Source organism: Kribbella sp. NPDC051718, assembly GCF_040681515.1.
GTDB lineage: Bacteria > Actinomycetota > Actinomycetes > Propionibacteriales > Kribbellaceae > Kribbella.
In genome coordinates this window covers 82894-101082 of the sequence record NZ_JBFAYZ010000016.1, presented here as the reverse complement: position 1 = coordinate 101082, position 18189 = coordinate 82894, and the positions used below count along the sequence as shown (strand labels likewise).

19 protein-coding genes are annotated in these 18189 nt (G+C 67.2%); 9 read left to right on the top strand and 10 right to left on the bottom strand.

Features of this window, described 5'->3' with window-relative positions:
* The first annotated feature begins 12 nt into the window (after positions 1–12).
* Entirely contained in the window at positions 13–1122 is a 1110-nt protein-coding gene (locus tag AB0M15_RS39185) for a sulfite oxidase (RefSeq protein ID WP_363831348.1), read from the top strand.
* A 107-nt stretch (positions 1123–1229) separates the two neighbouring features.
* Positions 1230–1424 carry a hypothetical protein gene (locus tag AB0M15_RS39180; RefSeq protein WP_363831345.1) on the top strand — a complete coding sequence of 65 codons (195 nt, stop codon included), beginning with the start codon at positions 1230–1232 and terminating at the stop codon, positions 1422–1424.
* A 46-nt stretch (positions 1425–1470) separates the two neighbouring features.
* Here the strand turns inward: AB0M15_RS39180 and AB0M15_RS39175 are convergent, their stop codons facing one another.
* Genes AB0M15_RS39175 through AB0M15_RS39155 form a run of 5 tightly spaced genes read right to left on the bottom strand, consistent with a single transcriptional unit; the run spans position 1471 to position 5167 of the window.
* A complete protein-coding gene (locus AB0M15_RS39175) occupies positions 1471–2241 on the bottom strand; it encodes a hypothetical protein (RefSeq protein WP_363831342.1) in 771 nt (256 codons plus the stop codon).
* Positions 2242–2278: 37 nt separating this feature from the next.
* The gene (locus tag AB0M15_RS39170) at positions 2279–2845 is read right to left on the bottom strand and encodes a GNAT family N-acetyltransferase (RefSeq protein WP_363831339.1); all 567 of its coding nucleotides are present in this window, start codon (positions 2843–2845) and stop codon (positions 2279–2281) included.
* 42 nt (positions 2846–2887) lie between these two features.
* Complete coding sequence (locus tag AB0M15_RS39165; RefSeq protein ID WP_363831335.1) at positions 2888–4318, bottom strand: multicopper oxidase family protein; 1431 nt, start codon at positions 4316–4318, stop codon at positions 2888–2890.
* The gene (locus tag AB0M15_RS39160; RefSeq protein WP_363831332.1) at positions 4311–4721 is read right to left on the bottom strand and encodes a hypothetical protein; all 411 of its coding nucleotides are present in this window, start codon (positions 4719–4721) and stop codon (positions 4311–4313) included. The genes AB0M15_RS39165 and AB0M15_RS39160 overlap by 8 nt, the downstream gene beginning before the upstream one ends.
* Positions 4718–5167 (bottom strand): DUF1707 domain-containing protein, encoded by a 450-nt coding sequence (locus AB0M15_RS39155; RefSeq protein WP_363831329.1) that lies wholly within the window; start codon positions 5165–5167, stop codon positions 4718–4720. Before AB0M15_RS39155 ends, AB0M15_RS39160 begins: the two co-directional genes overlap by 4 nt.
* A gap of 258 nt (positions 5168–5425) precedes the next feature.
* On the opposite strand from AB0M15_RS39155, the gene AB0M15_RS39150 reads away from it, so the two are divergent.
* Genes AB0M15_RS39150 through AB0M15_RS39140 form a run of 3 tightly spaced genes read left to right on the top strand, consistent with a single transcriptional unit; the run spans position 5426 to position 7787 of the window.
* Positions 5426–6226 (top strand): ATP-binding cassette domain-containing protein, encoded by an 801-nt coding sequence (locus AB0M15_RS39150; protein ID WP_363831326.1) that lies wholly within the window; start codon positions 5426–5428, stop codon positions 6224–6226.
* On the top strand, positions 6223–7011 hold the full coding sequence (locus AB0M15_RS39145) for an ABC-2 family transporter protein (protein ID WP_363831323.1): 789 nt from the start codon (positions 6223–6225) through the stop codon (positions 7009–7011). Before AB0M15_RS39150 ends, AB0M15_RS39145 begins: the two co-directional genes overlap by 4 nt.
* A complete protein-coding gene (locus tag AB0M15_RS39140; protein ID WP_363831320.1) occupies positions 7008–7787 on the top strand; it encodes an ABC-2 family transporter protein in 780 nt (259 codons plus the stop codon). The genes AB0M15_RS39145 and AB0M15_RS39140 overlap by 4 nt, the downstream gene beginning before the upstream one ends.
* On the opposite strand, the gene AB0M15_RS39135 is transcribed toward AB0M15_RS39140, so the two are convergent.
* On the bottom strand, positions 7784–9910 hold the full coding sequence (locus AB0M15_RS39135) for an alpha-galactosidase (protein ID WP_363831317.1): 2127 nt from the start codon (positions 9908–9910) through the stop codon (positions 7784–7786). The two genes, AB0M15_RS39140 and AB0M15_RS39135, sit on opposite strands and share 4 nt — an antisense overlap.
* 171 nt (positions 9911–10081) lie before the next feature.
* A complete protein-coding gene (locus AB0M15_RS39130; protein WP_363831314.1) occupies positions 10082–10999 on the bottom strand; it encodes a nucleotidyltransferase domain-containing protein in 918 nt (305 codons plus the stop codon).
* Between the two features lie 60 nt (positions 11000–11059).
* Here AB0M15_RS39130 and AB0M15_RS39125 point away from each other — a divergent pair, with 60 nt between their 5' ends.
* The 3 genes from AB0M15_RS39125 to AB0M15_RS39115 all read left to right on the top strand — a co-directional run bounded on the left by AB0M15_RS39125 (position 11060) and on the right by AB0M15_RS39115 (position 13676).
* A complete protein-coding gene (locus AB0M15_RS39125; protein WP_363831309.1) occupies positions 11060–11632 on the top strand; it encodes a winged helix-turn-helix domain-containing protein in 573 nt (190 codons plus the stop codon).
* Complete coding sequence (locus AB0M15_RS39120; RefSeq protein ID WP_363831305.1) at positions 11629–12345, top strand: hypothetical protein; 717 nt, start codon at positions 11629–11631, stop codon at positions 12343–12345. Before AB0M15_RS39125 ends, AB0M15_RS39120 begins: the two co-directional genes overlap by 4 nt.
* A 134-nt stretch (positions 12346–12479) precedes the next feature.
* Positions 12480–13676, top strand: a complete 1197-nt coding sequence (locus AB0M15_RS39115; RefSeq protein ID WP_363831302.1) for a hypothetical protein — start codon at positions 12480–12482, stop codon at positions 13674–13676.
* A gap of 143 nt (positions 13677–13819) precedes the next feature.
* On the opposite strand, the gene AB0M15_RS39110 is transcribed toward AB0M15_RS39115, so the two are convergent.
* A complete protein-coding gene (locus tag AB0M15_RS39110) occupies positions 13820–14470 on the bottom strand; it encodes a class I SAM-dependent methyltransferase (protein WP_363831298.1) in 651 nt (216 codons plus the stop codon).
* A 59-nt stretch (positions 14471–14529) separates the two neighbouring features.
* Between AB0M15_RS39110 and AB0M15_RS39105 the strand changes: the two genes are divergently transcribed.
* Positions 14530–15096 (top strand): TetR/AcrR family transcriptional regulator, encoded by a 567-nt coding sequence (locus tag AB0M15_RS39105; RefSeq protein ID WP_363831294.1) that lies wholly within the window; start codon positions 14530–14532, stop codon positions 15094–15096.
* A gap of 10 nt (positions 15097–15106) precedes the next feature.
* On the opposite strand, the gene AB0M15_RS39100 is transcribed toward AB0M15_RS39105, so the two are convergent.
* Both AB0M15_RS39100 and AB0M15_RS39095 read right to left on the bottom strand, forming a co-directional pair.
* Entirely contained in the window at positions 15107–15430 is a 324-nt protein-coding gene (locus AB0M15_RS39100) for a hypothetical protein (RefSeq protein ID WP_363831291.1), read from the bottom strand.
* 225 nt (positions 15431–15655) lie between these two features.
* The gene (locus AB0M15_RS39095) at positions 15656–17962 is read right to left on the bottom strand and encodes a M4 family metallopeptidase (RefSeq protein ID WP_363831288.1); all 2307 of its coding nucleotides are present in this window, start codon (positions 17960–17962) and stop codon (positions 15656–15658) included.
* Between the last annotated feature and the right edge of the window lie 227 nt (positions 17963–18189).

Below are 18189 nucleotides of genomic sequence, written 5' to 3'. Positions count from 1 at the left end.
CAGGGGGCTGATATGTCGATCGAGCAGTTCAGTGGCAAAGGGCGGTTGGCGGATACCGGGGAGGGCATCACCGGGGACGAGCTGCAACTGGCGGCCCGGAACCACGGCATGCCGTTGGAGGCGTTGCGGTACGACCTGACGCCGGCCGGGCTGCACTACGTGCTGGTGCACTACGACATTCCGGCGGCCAGCGCGGCCAACTGGCGGCTGACCGTCGATGGTTGCGTCGAGCAACCACTGTCGTTCGGGATGACCGAGTTGCGGGCGATGGGCCGGCAGACCGTCCGGGTGACGTTGGAGTGCGCGGGCAACGGCCGGGCCGGGTTGCATCCGCGGCCGATCAGCCAGCCCTGGTTGATGGAAGCGGTCGGCACGGCGGAGTGGACCGGCGTACCGCTGGCCGGGCTGATCCGGGCGGCCGGGATCCGCAAGGATGCGATCGACGTGGTGTTCACCGGCGCGGACCACGGGTTCGAGCGCGGCATCGAGCAGGACTACCAGCGCGGGCTGACCGTCACCGAGGCGCTCGACTCGGGCGCGATCGTCGCCTGGGAGATGAACGGTGCGCCGCTGCCACCGCAGCACGGGTATCCCCTACGGCTGATCATGCCCGGCTGGTACGGGATGGCGAGCGTGAAGTGGTTGCGCTCGATCGAGCTGATCGACCACGAGTTCACCGGGTACCAGAACGCGGTCGCGTACCGGATCCGGCAGGAGCCGAACGAGGTCGGCGTCGGGATCACCCGGATCGAGCCACGCGCGCTGCTGATCCCACCCGGCCACCCGGACTTCATGAGCCGGCACCGCTTCGTCCCCGCCGGACCGGTCGTCCTGCAGGGCCGCGCCTGGTCCGGCTGGGCACCGATCGAGCGGGTCGAGGTCAGCGTCGACGCCGGTGTCAGCTGGCAGGACGCGAAACTCGATGCCGACAGCAACGACCTGTCCTGGCGCGGCTTCTCCTTCGACTGGGACGCCGTCCCCGGCGAACACGTCCTCACCGTCCGCGCCCACGACGCCAGCGGCCGGGTCCAGCCGATCGAGGCGCCCTGGAACCGGGGCGGCTTCGCCAACAACTCGGCCCAGCGCATCACCGTCCTGGTCCTCTCCCAGCCTGCCGACTGACCCGTTCGAGCCTGCCCGCGTGTCGAGCCGGGGTTTCGGCGACTGCCCGTTTCATGATGGAGACAGGTTTTCGTTGGCTGTTTCTCGACTTCACGGGGATGCGAGCGATGAGCGACCTTGACACAGAGATCCACCTGCACGCACGGGTCTTCCGAGCCGGCTGCGACTGGTACGCCGACATCGGCGAGCACGGCGACCTCCAGCCGGACGAGCCCTACTGGCACGGCTTCTACGCCTCCCAGCGGGCTGCCCTGGACGCCGCCTGCCGCCAACTGTTGTTAAGGGCAACCATCTCCGCCTGATTCCGGCAGCACCTGACGCAGCAGCTCGGCCTCGTGCTCGACGTGATCACCACAGCAGCAGCATGCTGCTGAACCACAAGGCGACGAGGCTGATGACGATCCAGACCAGGTACCAGTACCAGTGCATGACCCAGTCCGCGTCGGCAGCGAGCACGTTCTCGGGGTCGTCCGGGTCGACGTACACGCCGATCTTGTCGCCGGCCGCCGGACGCGGATCGATTTCGTCGGCTCCGTAGATCTCGACGGTCCCACCGTCACCGGGGCGGGCGACCTTGATCGTGAGGTCGCCGCTCTTCGACCACTTGTCCTCCTCGACCGAGACCACCACCGCCTGTTGCAACGGCGCCGATCCGGCGAGGTGCTCGTCGGCGCGACCCGACCTCACGCCGAGCGGAACGATCGCCAGCGACCCCAGCACCAGCACCAGACCGAGAAGCCTCACCAGGAGAGTGCCGACCCGCAACCGTCTCCGCGCGGTGTGCCGCCCCTGGCCCTCGCGCGCTTGCGCGTCGCGCTCCTGCTGCCGGTACTCCCGCTGGAGCTTCCGTTCGCGTTCCGCGGCCCGCTCGCGCCGTGCGACCGTCCACCGGGTCGGCTGCTCGAGCCGCTTCCACCAAGCGAACCGCTCGACCATGAACCGTGCCGGGTAGCAGGCGCCGCCGGCGATCGCGAAGGCGACCAGAGGCCCGTCCCACATCCAGTTGGGCCTCGCCGCCCAGGCGATCAGCAGCAGCAGTCCGGCGGTACCGCCGAAGAACAGCAGTAGTAGTGCGAGCTGTCTTCCGTAGAGGTCGTCGGTACCGTCGTCGTCGCTCATCTCGTCCAGTAGACGACACGAGTCGGCCTGGGGTTCCTCAGGTGAGCTTCTTGGTGACGACCCAGGCGTGTTTGCCGATCTGGCGGGTGCGGGTGAAGCCTTCGCGTTCGAACATGGCGAGGGTGCCGTTGTGGAGGAACGAGCCGGAGGTCTTGCGGTCGGTGGTGTCTTCCGGATAGCTCTCGACCGTACCGCCGCCTGCCTGCTCGATCTGCTGCAGAGCACCGGCCAGGGCTGCCGCCGCGATGCCCTGCCGCCGGCGCTTGTTGGCGACGAAGAAGCAGGTGATGCGCCAGTCCGGCAGCACGGTCAGTTCCTTCTCGTACACCTTGCGATGCTTGATCTGGGTCAGCTCGGCCGTCGGCCCGTACTGGCACCACCCCACGCAGTCGTCGCCGTCGAAGACCAGCGCCGCATGCGTCTGCCCGGTCTTCACCCGCTCTTCCTTCTCCGCGCGGTTCTGCTCGGCGTTCTTGCCCTTGAGCCCGTCGGGATGGAAGCCCATGCACCAGCACCCACCCCAGACTCCCCGGTGGTCCTCGACCAGCCGGGCGAAGTCGGGCCAGGTGCTCGGGTCGAGCGGCCTGCTGGTCAACTCAGCCATGATCCGGAACTATAGAACGATCCATTTCCATCGATCAATAGGTCACTCAGGCTTGTTGTGGCTGGTGCCACCCACCCGGTACGGCGTACTGACGCCCTCGTAGGCCAGATGCGTCATCAACCCCTCCGACGCGTGCGGCAGGTTGTGACAGTGGTCCATCCAGACGCCCGGGTTGTCGGCGACGAAGGCGATCTCGTACGTCTCCTTGTCCCCCACCTCCAAAGTGTCGATCCACCACGGCGACCCGCTCGCCGCGACCCCGTTCCTGGACAGCACGACCGCGTGGTGACCGTGCAGGTGCATCGGATGCGCCTGCCCGCTGGAGTTGCTGATCGTCATCACCACCACATCCCCCTCGGCGACCATGAACATCGGTACGTCGGGGAACTTGTGCCCGTTGATCGTCCACCACAGGCCGGGCACCCCATCGAGAAAGCCTGGCGTGCGCCCGATCTTGTACTCGAACCGCCGATCCGCCTTCGCCGGATCGAGGCCGAGCGGCGCCGGCGTACCGTAGGTCAGCAGGTCAACGGTTGCGTCAGGCAACGATCCTGGATCGTCGCCGGCTCCCAGGAGCAACGACACCGTGCCGGCCTCGAGCTTCAGCGCTCCGGCTGCGGGCACCATGGTTTCGAGGTCGACTCTCGCACCTGCGGCCAGAGGAAATGCTGCGGTTGTCGGCGCTGGGCCGTGCACGTCTCGGCCGTCGACAGCGACCACCTTGTACTCCGCGCCGGCGAGCCCGGTCCGTACGAGCGTGTTGTCCGTGTTGATGACCCGGACTCTGATCTTCTTGCCTGCAGCAACGACTAGCCGCTGCTGGCCGGTTCGGCCGTTGATCGTGCGTTTGCCGTCATAGGTGTGGATCGCGGCGATCACGTCGTCCGGCGCGCCGCCGATGACGATCGTGCCGAACAGGCCGTCGCGGACCTCCTCGCTCGACACCTGGTGCGAGTGATACCAGTACGTCCCTTGGTGGTCCGCTCTGAAGCGATAGACGTGCTTGCCACCGACCGGCACCGCATCCTGAGTGACGCCGGCGACGCCGTCCTCCGCGTTCGGTACGTCGATCCCGTGCCAGTGCAGGGTCGCGCCGTCCGGTACCGACTCGTTGACCAGCGTGACCTCGACGAGATCGCCTTGCCTGGCTTGGATCAGCGGGCCGGGCGACGAGCCGTTGAGGGTGAATCCGTCGACCGCTTCACCACTCGTGAGGGAGAACTTCTGCTTCCGCGCGACCAGCGTGACGGCCTCGTCCGGCTTGCCATCACGTGGGCCGGTCAGGTCGGTGACGCTCATCCCGCCGTGATGCATGTGGCCGGCCATCGACGGGCCGCCGCCGTAGTCGGCGTACCCCATGTCCATCGCCGAGTAGTTGTTCGGGACGAGGCTGGTCGCCCAGAGGTACGCCAGCGGTACGAGTACCGCCAGCGTCACCCCCAGGGCGATCAGCCGTCCCCTCCACTTACGCACTGGCCGGCTGGCTTGGGGTCGCTGCCCTGCTGGAGGCCATCCCTGCGACGGCGGCGATCGCGAGTCCGTTGATGCCGTGCAGGATGCCGAGCGCCGGCAGCCCGAACGACACGACGGCGAGCACGAACTGCAGTACCACCAACCCGAGCACGATCCCCGCCAGGGCACGGCCACGCGGTACGTCGGTCAGGAAGGACACGATCAGGAAGACGAGCGCGAGCACGGCGATCGCAGTACCGGCGATGCTGTGATAGCTCTGCCCGAAGTTGCTGTAGTCGGCCCCGATCGTCGTCCCGTCCTCGGCATCGCTGGCGATCGTGAACCCGGCCAGCGCGATCGACGCCACCTGCAGCACCACGGAGATCGCGATCAACGACGCCAGTACCCGGTACGCCGCCCTCATGCCCGCCGCTCCTGCCGACGCTTCTTGGCGATCACCACACCGACCACCAGCAACACCAACGGCAAGAACGGCGGATGCCCACCCAGCACTGTGCAGGCAATCGACGCCAGCACCCCAACAACACCCAGCACAATCAACAACGGCAACGGGATCCGCCCCAGCGGCCCCCGCCCAGCCCACGGCGGCCCGTACTGCGCTCCGCCACGCCCACTCCAGACCCCCTGCCCCCGCGGCTCAGCACCCTGCTGCGGGCCGGCAGTCGACTCCCCCGGTAGGTCCGCAAAGAGCGCCGCCAAATCGGCCTGCGTCTTCGCCTGCAACGCCTCGCCGACCCGCTCCTGGTGCTCATCAGCACTCAGCCGCCCGGCTTCGTAGTGCGCACCCAGCCGCGAGACAGCCTCCTCCCGCTCCTGATCGCCGATCCGAATCGGCTTCTCCTCGTTCATGACACTCCTCGGTGTATTCGCAGTGATCCGACTGCACCGATCGTGTCGCCCTAGCCCCGTTCTCCGCGTCCCCTCCACGGCGACACCTCGACTACTCCCGGCGGCGTACGCGGCCGAAAATCAGATGTACCGAAAGGCGCCGTCGGTTAGGCTCGGCCGAGTCGCCCCGAACTCCTCGGGCGCGTCGCCGGCAGGCCGTTCCGGCTCTCCAGTGTTGCGACCTCCCCAGTCTGCGCGGGGTCGCGGATTGGATGACCCATGTCCGCGATCCAGGCCAAAGCTCTGACCAAGACGTACCGCTACACCGAGCAACGCCCAGGGCTGGGCGGCGCCGTGCTAGGCCTGTTCCGCCCGGACCGCCACGAGCGAGTCGCGGTCGACGCGCTCGACCTGACCGTGCCCCACGGCCAGGTGATCGGTCTGCTCGGCCCGAACGGCGCCGGCAAGACGACCACGATCAAGATGCTCTGCGGCCTGCTGCGACCGACCGCCGGCGAGCTCGAAGTACTCGGTCGTCGCCCGTCGAAGCGCGGCTACGACTTCCTCTCCCGGATCTCCGTCGTCTTCGGTCAGAAGTCGATGCTGTGGTGGGACGTCTCGACGTACGACTCCCTGCTGATCCACAAGGAGATGTACGCCCTCGCCAAGCCAGTCTTCGACCAGACCGTCGAGGACCTGTCGCACCGCCTGCAGATCCAGGACATCCTCAACATCCCGGTCCGCAAGCTCTCCCTCGGCCAGCGGATGCGCTGCGAGCTGATGCTCGCCCTCCTGCACGGCCCGGAACTGCTCTTCGCGGACGAACCGACCGTCGGCCTCGACGTCGTCGCCAAGCTCACCGTCCGTACCTTCCTGGCCGAGCTCAACCGCGACCTGGGAACCACGATCGTCCTCACCAGCCACGACATGAACGACGTCGCCGCCCTGTGCGAGCGGATCGTCGTGATCAACCACGGCCGTCCCGTCTTCGACGGCGATCTCCCGGCATTGCGAGCCCGGTCGCACGACGGCGACGACCTGGACCAGGTGATGTCGAAGCTCTTCACGGCGGATGCATGAGGACCGTACGGATCCTCCGGGTACTGATCGCCCGCGAGCTCACGACGACGCTGACCTACCGCTGGTGGCTGCTCTTCCTCCAACTCGCCACCATCATCTCGCCGGCGATCTCGCTGCTCGTCTGGCGCGGCGCCATCGCTCAGGGGGCGACCCCGCCGATCACCGAGACGTTCCTCACGACGTACCTGGTGATGGTCGGCCTGGTCGTGATGCTGACCGCCAGCTGGACCTCGGGCTTCATGGCCGAGAGCATCCGGCTGGGCAAGCTGAGCAGCTGGCTGGTCCGGCCGTGCTCGACCCATCTGGCGAACCTCGCCAACAACCTCGGCGAGAAGCTGATCAAACTGCTGCTCGCGGTCCCGCTGGCCCTCGGGCTCGGCCTCATCTTCCGCGACCAGGTCAAGCTCCCGTCGTCGCCCGGCCGGTGGCTAGCCTTCGGAGTCGCGCTGACCCTGGCCGGTGGCATGGCCTACACCCTGGATGTGGTGATCGGCTCGCTGGCGTTCTGGTTCGAGGACGTCACGGCCGTGAACCGGTTGCGGTTCCTGGTCTCGGGCCTGCTGTCGGGCGCTCTCATCCCACTCGCTCTGTTTCCACCGGCCTTCGCCGGATTCCTGGCGGTCCAGCCGTTCCGGTTCATGGTGTCGTTCCCCCTCGAGGTGCTGCTGGGCGACCCGACGGCCGGCAGCTTCGGCTGGCAGGCCGGCTGGTCCGCTGCCTTCCTCGGCGCCGCGATCGTCACCTGGCGGCTCGGGCTGCGCAGCTATCAGGGCGCCGGCGCATGAGGCGGTACGGACGGCTGTGGATGAGTTGCCTGAGGCAAGCACTTCGGCGCGACCTGCAGTTCCGCAGCCAGACGATCATCAACGCGATCGCGTCCGCCGCCGAGTTGGTCCTCGGCCTGGTCCCGGTCCTCGTCCTCACCGGCATGTCGACCACAGCGACCGGCTGGAACAGCCCGTTGACGCTCGTCGTCGTCGGCCTGTACGGCGCCTGCACCGGCCTGATGGACTGCTTCGTCGCACCGAACCTGCGCCGGATCGACACCTACGTCCGGCAGGGTGAGCTCGACCTGATCCTGATCCGCCCGGTGAACGCCCAGCTCTTCGCATTATTGCGATGGATGGAGCCGGCCGAGTTCGGACGGGTCGTCACCGGGCTTGCCCTGGCCGCGGCCGGTGCCCATGCGGCCCACCTGTCGATCGATCCGGCGCTGCTGGCCAAAGCAGCAATCTGGATCGCGACCGGCTTCGTCGGCTACAGCCTGCTGTGGGCCAACCTCGCGTACCTCGCGTTCTGGACCGAGAGCGCGGCGCCCATCAACGATGTCGCGCAGCAAGCCCGTGAGGCCGGGAAGTACCCGCAGACGTACTTCCCGAAGTCCGTTCAGCTCGTCCTGGCGACGATCGTACCGGCCGGGCTGATCGCGGCAGTACCGGTCGGCGTTCTGACCGGTACTGCCGCAGCGCTCTCAACAGCCGCGCTACTGCTGACGGTCGGCGTCCTGCTCACCCTGTTGCATTGGCAGGTCGCCAGCCGTCGCTACAGCAGTGCGAGCTAGTCGATCGCCTGGACCTCAAGTAGTACTGCACTCTCAGGCCACTGCGCCGGAACCTGTACGCCGACGGCCGCTAGTGCTGCGCCGTTGAGTTGGACTGTGCTGCCGTTCTCCCACCAGGGAGCCGAGTGGCGGGGCTGGGGGCCTGGGGTGGCTAGCTTGCTGACTCGGTAGACGCGGTCCTTGTCGAGACCCGGCAGCCGGACGCGGCCGACGTCGGAGGTGATCGACTGGGCTACCTGTACTGCGGAGAAGACCGCGCGGGAGCCGTCCTGGGCTACTACTCCGTGGAGGAGGAAGTCGTCCGAGCCGCGGTCGGCGCGGACTACCCGGCCGGTGTGCAACAGCGGGCGGAGTGCCTTGTGCAGGGCGACCCAACCGGCCAGCTCTTCGCGCTCTTCCGGGGACGCCAGGCTGATGTCCCACTCGATGCCGAAGTGGCCGAACAGCGCCGTGGTCGCCCGGAAGGCGAGGCTCTGGGTGCGGCCGGTGGTGTGCGCCTTCGGCGGTCCGACGTGGCAGCCGATCAGCTCCGGTGGCAGCAGCAGTTGGGTGTAGCGCTGGATCTTCTGGCGCTCCAGCGCGTCGTTGCTGTCGCTGCCCCAGACCCGGTCGGTGCGCTCGAGGATGGCCAGGTCGACCCGCGCACCACCGGACGAGCAGGACTCGATCTCGACCTTGGGGTGACGGCGCTTTAGCTCGTCCAGCAGCCCGTACACGCCGAGCGTCTGCTCGTGGATGCCCGCCGTACCGGTCTGCTGGTTGCCGCTGTCGACGAAGTCGCGGTTGTGGTCCCACTTGATGTAGCTGATGTCGTACTCGGTCAGGATGCTGTCGATCCGCTCGAGCAAGTAGTTCCAGGCCTCCGGGATGCCGAGGTTCAGGCCTTGCTGGTGCCGCGCGGTCGGCGGCATCCGGTTGCCGGTGGCAAGGATCCAGTCGGGGTGCTCACGGGCCAGGTCGGAGTCGGGGTTGACCATCTCCGGCTCGAACCACAGACCGAACTGCAGGCCGAGGCCGGTGACGTGGTCGACGAGCGGGTGCAGGCCCTTCGGCCAGATGCCTTCGTCGACGTACCAGTCACCGAGACCCGCGTGGTCGTCGCGGCGGCCGCGGAACCAGCCGTCGTCGAGTACGAACCGCTCGGCGCCGACCTCGGCGGCCGCGTCGGCGAGCGCCTTCAGCTTGTCGAGATCCAGGTCGAAGTACACGGCCTCCCAGGTGTTCAGTACCACCGGGCGGTCGGTCTTCGGGTGGGTGTCGCGCGCACGGAGGTACTCGTGGAAGCGGGTCGACATCTGGTCGAGGCCGATGCCGTAGGAGCCGTAGATCCACGGAGTGCTGTAGGAACCCTGGGGCTGGAGGCGGCCTTCACCGGGGAGGAGCAGTTCGCCGCCGCCGATCACGGCGTACCCGCTCATGCCGCGTTCGGCGTACGAGCGATGGTTGCCGCTCCAGGCGGTGTGGACGGCCCAGAGCTCGCCGGCGCCGAAGTCGAAGCCGGGCGTGCCGGCGATCAGCAGCAGAGTGGCGTCGGCGCCGGTGCGGCCGCGGCGGTTGTCGCGGATGTGCGCGCCCTGGGTGAACGCGTGCCGCTGCGGGTGCCGCTCACCGATGTGCCGGCCGGTCATGTCGAACAGCTCGGTCGCCTCGGTCGGCACCGGCAGAGCGACCAGCAGCTGGTCGACCGTGTAGACGGAAGTACCGGTGTTGGTCAGCTCGGCCTTCGCCCGGACCAGACCGGAGTCGGTCAGCTCGATCACCAGGGCGAGGCTCAACCCGGCCTGCGGGTCGGTCGCGGAGACCTGGACCGCATTGCCGGACTGCGCGACCTCGGTGAGCTGGAAGGACGCGGAGAAGTCCTGCCCGTCCCGGTGCCCGTTGAGTCCCGGCAGGCCGAACCAGCCCGCGGAGTACTCCGGGATGATGGCGACCGGCTTGTTGTCGTCCAGACCGTTGCCGGCCTGGACCGCGCCCGCACCTGTCCTCAGATCGGTCAGCGCGGCCTCGTCCAGCGGGCCGAGGTCCGCACCCCAGTGCAGGACGGACGGAAGAGCCGGACCGGAGCAGTCCAGGACCAGGCTGACCCCCGCCGAGCGGAGCTGCAGCACCTTGGCGTTCGACACTGTTGATTCACTCTGCTTTCTGATTGTTTTCAGAACGAAACTATTTCTTCCATCAGATCAGATGTCAATAGCTTCACAGAGTTAAGTAATACCCTGTCAGATCCCTCTCAGCCAGACACGGGCCGGTCGTCAGGCCGACCACCGCCTCGGGGGCAGGAGGGCTCGCGTATGTCACGCGTCACCGATGCTTCTCCTCCGGACCGATCTGAGCCAAGCGTCAACCTTCGCGACCTTCGGTACCGCGGGCAGAACCGTTTTCCGCAAGGCGTTTTCGAGGTCGTGGTGCAGGTCGAGTCGCCAGCGCTCGACCTCGTCCCATGCGATCTCACCTCGCTTCACCGCCAGCAGCCGTTCGCGGTTGGGGCCTACGTCGACGACCAGCTCACCTTCCGTCAGGAGAGTGCGGGCCGCGAGCAACAACCGGAGGAGATGCATGACGTGCTTCCACTTGGGTGCGCCGTCGCGCCGGTAGTCCGCCTCGATCTTCTTGAACTGGCTCAGCACGTAGCCCGAGTACGTTTGATAGGCGAGCTGCGAGAGGAAGTCGCGCCGTAGGCCGACCAGCTCTTCACCGAGCGGCGTCTGCTTGACCACCAAGGGCGAGTGGAGCACCTCGAGCAGGTTCGGGTTGGCCCTCAGCGCAAGCTCGCAGAACCGCTCGACCTCCCACGAGAACCACTCCTCGGCCGGCCCGTCCACATGCATCGGCGGCTTACCCAGCGACCAGAACGCCTCGGTCGGCGCGACGTAGACCCCACGGGTGTCCGTGTCGGAGGCATCCGTGTCCAGCCCGAACGCCCGCGACCCGACGACGGCCGCATAGATCGTGTGCTCGAGCACCAGCCGATCCCCATCCGGCTGATCCACGGCAACGGCTTCACTCTGGTACGCCGTACGCAGACTGAGCTGGTCGCGTTTGGCCGTCGCCTCCCGCCCGTCGACCAGCGTGACGACGTACTGGCCGTCGCTCGTCACCCCGGTGACCCGTCCGGTCGCCCCACGTTGCGCACTGCCGCCGGCTTCGTCACGCCGCTCAACCCGCAACACCACCTGAGTCCCCACCGGCAACTGCGGCCCCTCGATCACCATGCGCTCATGCTCCCCCATGCCGTATTGACAAACGAGACTGTCAATACGAGAGTGGACGGCGTGAAGTTGCTGGAGGAGCCGGAGAAGGTGCGTGCCGCGCTGTCGCCGTTGCGCCGGAAGCTGCTGGATCTGTTGCAGGAACCCGCCTCCGGGACTCAGCTCGCCGCAGCACTGGAGTTGCCTCGGCAGCGGGTGAACTACCACTTGCGTGAGCTGGAGAAGGCCGGGCTGGTGGAGCTGGTCGAGGAGCGGCAGCGGCGGGGGTGTGTCGAGCGGATCCTGCAGGCGACCTCCGGCTCCTTCGTCGTCGATCCGGCTGTGATGGGGCGGGCCTTCAGCCGGATGGGTGATCAGTACGCGGCCGAGCATCTGGTGGAGGTTGCTGCCGGCACCGTTCGCGAGGTGGCCCGGATGCAGAACGCGGCCGATGCCGAGGGCAAGCGTCTGCTGACGTTCACGCTCGAGGCGGCGGTGCGGTTCGCGGAGCCGGGCGATGTGCATCGCTTCACCGATGCGCTGACCGCGGCGGTTCGGCAGGTGGTTGAGAGCTTCGACAGCCCTGACGGGCGGCCCTATCGGGTGATCGCCGGCGGGCACCCGGCGCCTCGCAGTACAGAAGGAGAGAAGGCATGAGCAAGGAAACTCCCGAGATCGTGGTGGTCGTGGCCGCGCCGGTCGACGCGGTCTGGGATGCCCTGCGGGACAAGGAGAAGGTCCGGCACTGGCATGGCTGGGAGGATCCGCAGCTGGATGCCGAGATCGACCTGATCTACTTCAGCGACGGCACCGTCGAGGACGGCCACACGCTGACCAGCCCGAACGGCGATCGATTCGTGGTGGAGCCTTGGGAGGGTGGCTCGAAGGTCACCCTGACGCGGGCGGCGTACGGGGCCAATCCGGACTGGGACGCGTACTACGACGACATCACCGAGGGGTGGATCACGTTCCTTCACCAGTTGCGGTTCGCGCTCGAACGGCATCCGGGGGCGGCGCGACGAACTTTGTTCTACTCGGGGACGGGTGTTCGTAGTGCGGGGCCGGCCGAGTTGCTCGGGCTCGACGGCGCTGTCGGTTCGGAGTACCGGGCCGAGGTTGTCGGCGAGTCTTTGAGCGGGTCGGTGTGGTTCAGATCCGAGCATCAGGTCGGGCTGACCGTGGACCAATGGGGCGATGGGTTGCTCGTGCTCAGCTACATCGCACCTGGCGAGGCGAAGCCGTCGGGGGCGGCGATGGCCGTACTCACCTTGTACGGCCTCGGCGACAACGAGCGCGAACAACTCGGCGAACGCTGTCGGTCCTGGTGGTCAACGCATTACCCAGCTCCGCCTCAGTCCGGCAGTAATTGACACGGTGGTGACAGGGCGCAAACGTGCCAGCACACTCGGTCTATTTTCCTTGATTACCCGGGAGTACATTCTCGCTGCACGGTGACCATCACGGGGTCCGAATGGTCGCCGCCCGCCCCGGCGAGGAGGCCCTTGTGCCCAGACGACTGTCCTTGACCATCACCGCACTCACCCTGACGGCCGGCAGCCTGGTCGTCACCAGTCCCGCGGCCCATGCGGACGGCCCCGGCTCCGGTACGCCGTACGTCGTGACCGTCGGCGACTCGTACATCTCCGGCGAAGCAGGACGCTGGGCCGGCAGCTCCAACGACTCCGAGGCACCCGCCGACGCACTCGGCGCCCACGCCTACCACGACAACGCGGCCGGTACCGCCGAGACGATCCCCCGCTGCCACCGCAGCAAGTCGGCCGAGGCCTACATCGGCGGTGGCGTCGGCGGGCTCAACCTCGCCTGCTCGGGCGCCACGACCGGTACGACGACCGGCGACAACTTCAAGCCCGGCCTCGACTTCTACGACGACGGCGCTGGGCACCTCGGTCAGGCAAAGCTGTTGCAGCAGTTCGCGGCCGGGCACAACGTCAAGCAGGTGGTCGTGTCGATCGGCGGCAACGACTTCAACTTCGCCTCGATCGTGCAGTCCTGCGTGACCGACTTCTTGCTGTCACCCTCCTGGAACCCCGACTACTGCCGCGACGACTCATCCGTCGTCGCCAACTTCACCTCGGCCAACGTGACCGCTGTCCGCGGCCGGATCGCAACGGCCTTCCAGAACGTCCGTACCGCGATGCGCAACGCCGGCTACGGCGACGCGGCCTGGACACTGCTCGTGCAGACGTACCCGTCTCCTATCCCTGCAGCTAGTGGCTTCCGCTACGGGCAATCCGGCTTCACCCGGCAGAGCGTCGGCGGCTGTGGCTTCTGGAACGCCGATGCGGACTGGGCCAACGCGACTGCCCTTCCCACCATCAACAACACGGTCCGCGCCGCGATCGGCCAGTCCGGCCTGACCAACACGCGCCTACTCGAACTCCAGTCGACCTTCAACGGCCGCCGCCTCTGCGAGAAGACAGTCGGCCTGTACGAAGAGGTAGGCCTCTCCTCCTGGACCCAACCCACCGCCGTCGACCGGACCGAATGGATCAACCAGATCCGCACCGTCACGACGGTCGGCTCCAACTACTTCATCCAGGAATCCATCCACCCCAACTACTGGGGCCAACTGGCCCTCCGCAACTGCGTCCGCCAGACCTACACCCTCAACCGAGGCGGCACCTGCACCATCACCAGCACCGGCCTGACAAACGGCGAACCCCGGATGACCTTGAACTAGGGGCGTGCACGCGGACAGGAAGTGGTCGCCTGATCGACCCAACTCCGTCGACCGGCGCGCGGCGACGACGCTGGCGTCGGCGACTACCTCCTGTCCACCTGCACAGGAGCCGACTCGCCTCGGCATCACGGGCGCTGGCGCAGTCAGGCTCGACAGCTGATTTCCATGCCGTCTTCTACTGGGAACGATGTGGTGACGTAGCCGTTGGTGGGGTTGCGGATGTAGGTGAGGTAGTCGGACATGCTGGGGAAAGAGCTGTCGTCGGCGACGACCAGGGCGCCGGGGGCTAGGCGGTCTTCCAGCAGGCGTAGTACGGGCAGGCAGAGGTCTTTCCAGCCGTCCAGGAGGAGCAGGCCGATCGGGCCGGGGATGTCGGCGAGGGTGGTCAGGGCGTCGCCGGGGAGGATCTTCACCTGGTCGGCGATGCCGGCTTCGGTCAGGTTTGATTGGGCGGCGGCGATCTTCGTTGCGCTGAGTTCGGTGGTGAGGACCTCGCCGAATCCGTTGTCGGCGACGGCGGCTGCCAGGTAGATGGTGGAGATGCCGTACGACGTACCGAACTCGACCACCGTCGACGGGCGGGCGGCTCGGACCAGCGAATAGAGCAGGCCGCCGCCGGCTGCGGAGATCGGCATGTAGATGTCGGCGAGGGCGTCGGCACGTTCCTGTGCGGTCGCCGACTCGTAGGAGAAACCGTCGCCGCTGGGCGAACGTACGTCGTCGTCGCGCTTCGCATCTTCGAAGAGGCGGTCGAGAACCTTCTGGACCGCGGGACTTTGCAGTGTGTTGGTCATGATCGTTAGACTAGACGCAACGTATGGTCTAGACAAGAGACCATGAAGGAGGAAGGGCTGTGCACCACGGGAACAGGCATGGGCGGAGCGAGGAAGCACGGCAGGCGGTGCTCGAGGCGGCCGACGATCTGCTGGTGGAGAAGGGGTTCGCGGGGCTGACCGTCGAGGGGATCGCGACCAGGGCCGGCGTCGCGAAGCAGACGATCTACCGCTGGTGGCCGTCCAAGACGGAGATACTGATCGAGGCGTTCGTAGACGACGCAGCGCAGTACCTGACCCCGCCGGACACAGGCGACCTGGCCACCGACCTCCGCCGCCACCTCGCCAGACTCGCCGACTTCCTCACCAAAACCGACGCCGGCGCCGTCTTCCGCGCCCTGGCCGGCCAAGCCCAGCACGACCCCACCGTCGCCGCCCGCCTCCGCGCCGACCACCTAGCCCACCAACGAGCCCGCGACCGCCGGCCCTTCCTCAACGCAATCACCCGCGGCGACCTCCCCACCACCACAGACGTCGACTCAGCCGTCGAACAACTCGTCAGCCCCATCTACTACCGAGTCCTCATCACCGGCGAACCAGTCCCCCGCAAATACACCAACCACCTAGTCACCCAGTACCTGAGCTGACGGGGACTGATCAGACGGGATCGGTGAACGAGATCGGCTTGCCCGTGGCGCGGGCGTAGGCGATCTCCCTGCTCGTGGACTCGCCGATGTACCCGCCGGGGTTGACGACCAGAACGCGGTCAGCCAGGTCGATCTTGCTCAGATGGAGGGCACCCAACGCGACCTTCTGCTCGTTGGTGATGAACCCGTTTGCATCCTGCTCCTCGGCCTGCGGGAAGACGCCTGGCGCTACGACGATGACGCCTGTCAAGGTCAAGTCGCGGTTCGCCGCGTGCATCTCGTCCACGAATCGGGCAGAGCCACAGATGCACACAATCTCAGGTCGACCAGGCACAGCTCAGTCCTTCGGATCCCAGGCGGAATCCATTCGCCGCCAGGTGCAAGTCGGTCACCACCAGACGACAGTACGCCGGACCGCTCGACGACTCGGGGCTGTGAGCAACAGCTTTCGCCGAGCGGGCGACGCAGGAGCGGACGGCGGAGGTGGCGTGGGGAGTTGAGTTGGCGTGACGAGGCCCCGGCAGCTCATTGGGGAGTTGCCGGGGCCTCGCCTTTCAGATCAGCTCAGGTTCAGGCCTGTGTCGTCTACTACGAACGAGGTCTGGAGGGAGCTGTCTTCGGTGCCGGTGAAGGTGATGGTGGACGTCGTGCCCGCGAGGGACGAGACGTCGAAGGACCGGAGGGTGTAGCCCGCGGCCTTGTTGAGGTTGGAGTACGTGGCCAGCGTGGTGGCGCCCGCCTTCACCGTCAGCTTGTCGTACTGGACCGTGGTGGTGGTCTCAGCCGTGTCAATGTGCAGCCAGAAGGACAGGGTGCCGTGGCAGCCGGCCGGGATGGTGACGGACTGGCTCAGCGTGTCGGTGTGAGTCGTTCCGTAGCCGTCGAGCCACGCCTTCTTGGCGCCACCGTGAGCCGGCTGGCTGGCGGAGCTGTCGATCACTCCGGCCGTGGCCGTCCAAGGTGCCGCAGTTGCGGATTCGAAGCCCGGGTTGCCCAGGACCTGGCCGGAGCATCCGCCGCCGCCACCGGTGATGGTGAAGGTGAACGAGGTGCTACCGGATCCACCGGCACTCGCGGTCGCCGTTGCGGTGACGTTGTAGGTGCCGGCCGCGGTCGGCGTACCGGAGATGGTGCCGGTCGACGAGCCGATCGTGATGCCACCCGGGAGGCCGGAGGCCGACCAGGTGTACGGCGCGGTGCCGCCGGTGGCCGTCAGCGTGAACGACGCGATCGCGGTACCGACGACGCCGGACTTGTTGCCCGGGTTGCCGACGGTGACGCCACCGCTGACGCTGCAGGTCGGGTCAGCGGCCTGCGCCGGAACGCTCACCGCGTCCCACGCCGCCTTGACGGTGTTGAACTCGGTGCAGCTGCCCGGGTACAGGTTCTTGGCAGCGGTCAGCGTCCAGGTGCGGTACTTCAGGTACGAGCTGCTGCTCGTCTTCATCAGCATCGCGTTGTACATGATCTTCATGGCCTTCTGGATGCCCAGACCGGTCACCGTGGAGCTGTTGCAGGTCGGCACGTTCGGGCTGCCGCCGCTGCCCTGGGACAGCATCGTGAACCAGTGGTTACCGGGACCGGCCGCAGCGTGTACCTCGGTACCGGGGATCGAACTCGAGTAGCAGTTCGGGTCGCCGAGCGCCGACGGGTCGTACATGTTGCGGATCGGGCCGCTGCCGACCAGGTTGACCTCTTCGCCGACCAGGAAGTCCGGCGGGTCGTACGAGGCCGACTGGTTGCTGTAGAACTCGGTGGCCGCGCCGAACGTGTCGGCGACGAACTCCTGCGTTCCCGAACCCGAGATACCACCCGGGGTGTGGTCGTCGATGCCGTGGCCCATCTCGTGCGCCAGGACGTCGATCGAACCGATCCAGCCACCGGCGGTGTTCTTGCCGATCTGGACCTGGGAACCGTCGTAGTACGCGTTCTGGTCGTTCAGGCCGACGCGGATCGGCCAGGCTCCACCAGAGCCATCCATGCCGTTGCGGCCGAGCCAGTCGGTGAGCATCTTCTTCTCGGTCTGCGCGGCGAAGAGCGCGTCGACACAACCGGTCTCCCGGTTGGTGGCGACACCGTTGCCCCAGACGTCGTCCGGACCGGAGAAGGTGGTGTTGTTGGCCGCATCCTGGCAGGACAGGTTCGTCGTGCCCGGGTCCTTCATCGAGTACGTGCTACCGGTCAGCGTGGTCGCCAGGGTCAGCGGGGCAGGCCCGCTGTAGACGCCCGTACCGGTGCCGGCCATCACGTGCTCCTTGGTACCGAGCACCTTGCCGGAGGCCGCGTCGACGTACACGGACAGGCTGGACGGCTCGTGGCCGTTGCTGCCGGTGACGCGGGATTCCCAGGCCAGCTTCGGCGTACCGCTGAGGGCGTACACGGCAAGCGTCGGCGTGGTGCTGGAGGTGACGACCTTCAACTGCTTGGTCGCGGTCGCCTTGGCGGTCGCGGCGCTGATACCGGCCTTCGTCGCTAGGTCGGGGATCGCTGTGGTCTGGGCGACCGAGGTTGCCTTGACTGCGCCGTCGGCGTCGGTGACGACGACGAAGTCACCGCCGACGACGGGAAGACCCTTGAAGGTCCGCTCGTAGGGGACGTACTGCAGCCCGGACGGTTCGGAGATCACGGGTTTTGCGATGAAGCTGTCCGACTTGCCGGCATGCAACGCGGCAGGACGGGCCGCCACCAGCGACGTCGCGGTCTTGGCCGCGAACGTCTTCGACTGGGCCTGTGTCGGCCGTGGTGGCGGTGCCGCGCTCGGCGCGGCGCTGGAGGCCGAGGTCCCCAGCGCGGCAGCGGTGGCTACCGAGAGGCTGAGGATCGCCAGAACGGTGGCGGGTTTACGGGAACGCTGAAACAAGACCATCGGTGTGGTCCCTTCGCGAAAATGGTGCTGGGCGGATCGCGCAACGCCGGGCTGGCAGGCAGCTGCACCAATCTCCGCCTGGAACGCACCGGCTCCCCACCTGGCGTACTGCGGTCCTCACCTTCGTTTACCACCCGGTAGAGCGCGCGGACGGACACTATGCCCGTGCATATTCCCCGGCAAGGCGCGGAAATGCCGCTGGCACCAACACGCCAAGTGACCACGTT

Coding starts and splice junctions, on each gene's coding strand:
- AB0M15_RS39150 (WP_363831326.1), top strand. CDS start 5,426: ATGTCCGCGATCCAGGCCAAAGCTCTGACCAAGACGTACCGCTACACC.
- AB0M15_RS39180 (WP_363831345.1), top strand. CDS start 1,230: ATGAGCGACCTTGACACAGAGATCCACCTGCACGCACGGGTCTTCCGA.
- AB0M15_RS39120 (WP_363831305.1), top strand. CDS start 11,629: ATGAGCAAGGAAACTCCCGAGATCGTGGTGGTCGTGGCCGCGCCGGTC.
- AB0M15_RS39095 (WP_363831288.1), bottom strand. CDS start 17,962: ATGGTCTTGTTTCAGCGTTCCCGTAAACCCGCCACCGTTCTGGCGATC.
- AB0M15_RS39160 (WP_363831332.1), bottom strand. CDS start 4,721: ATGAGGGCGGCGTACCGGGTACTGGCGTCGTTGATCGCGATCTCCGTG.
- AB0M15_RS39145 (WP_363831323.1), top strand. CDS start 6,223: ATGAGGACCGTACGGATCCTCCGGGTACTGATCGCCCGCGAGCTCACG.
- AB0M15_RS39110 (WP_363831298.1), bottom strand. CDS start 14,470: ATGACCAACACACTGCAAAGTCCCGCGGTCCAGAAGGTTCTCGACCGC.
- AB0M15_RS39130 (WP_363831314.1), bottom strand. CDS start 10,999: ATGGTGATCGAGGGGCCGCAGTTGCCGGTGGGGACTCAGGTGGTGTTG.
- AB0M15_RS39155 (WP_363831329.1), bottom strand. CDS start 5,167: ATGAACGAGGAGAAGCCGATTCGGATCGGCGATCAGGAGCGGGAGGAG.
- AB0M15_RS39170 (WP_363831339.1), bottom strand. CDS start 2,845: ATGGCTGAGTTGACCAGCAGGCCGCTCGACCCGAGCACCTGGCCCGAC.
- AB0M15_RS39175 (WP_363831342.1), bottom strand. CDS start 2,241: ATGAGCGACGACGACGGTACCGACGACCTCTACGGAAGACAGCTCGCA.
- AB0M15_RS39185 (WP_363831348.1), top strand. CDS start 13: ATGTCGATCGAGCAGTTCAGTGGCAAAGGGCGGTTGGCGGATACCGGG.
- AB0M15_RS39140 (WP_363831320.1), top strand. CDS start 7,008: ATGAGGCGGTACGGACGGCTGTGGATGAGTTGCCTGAGGCAAGCACTT.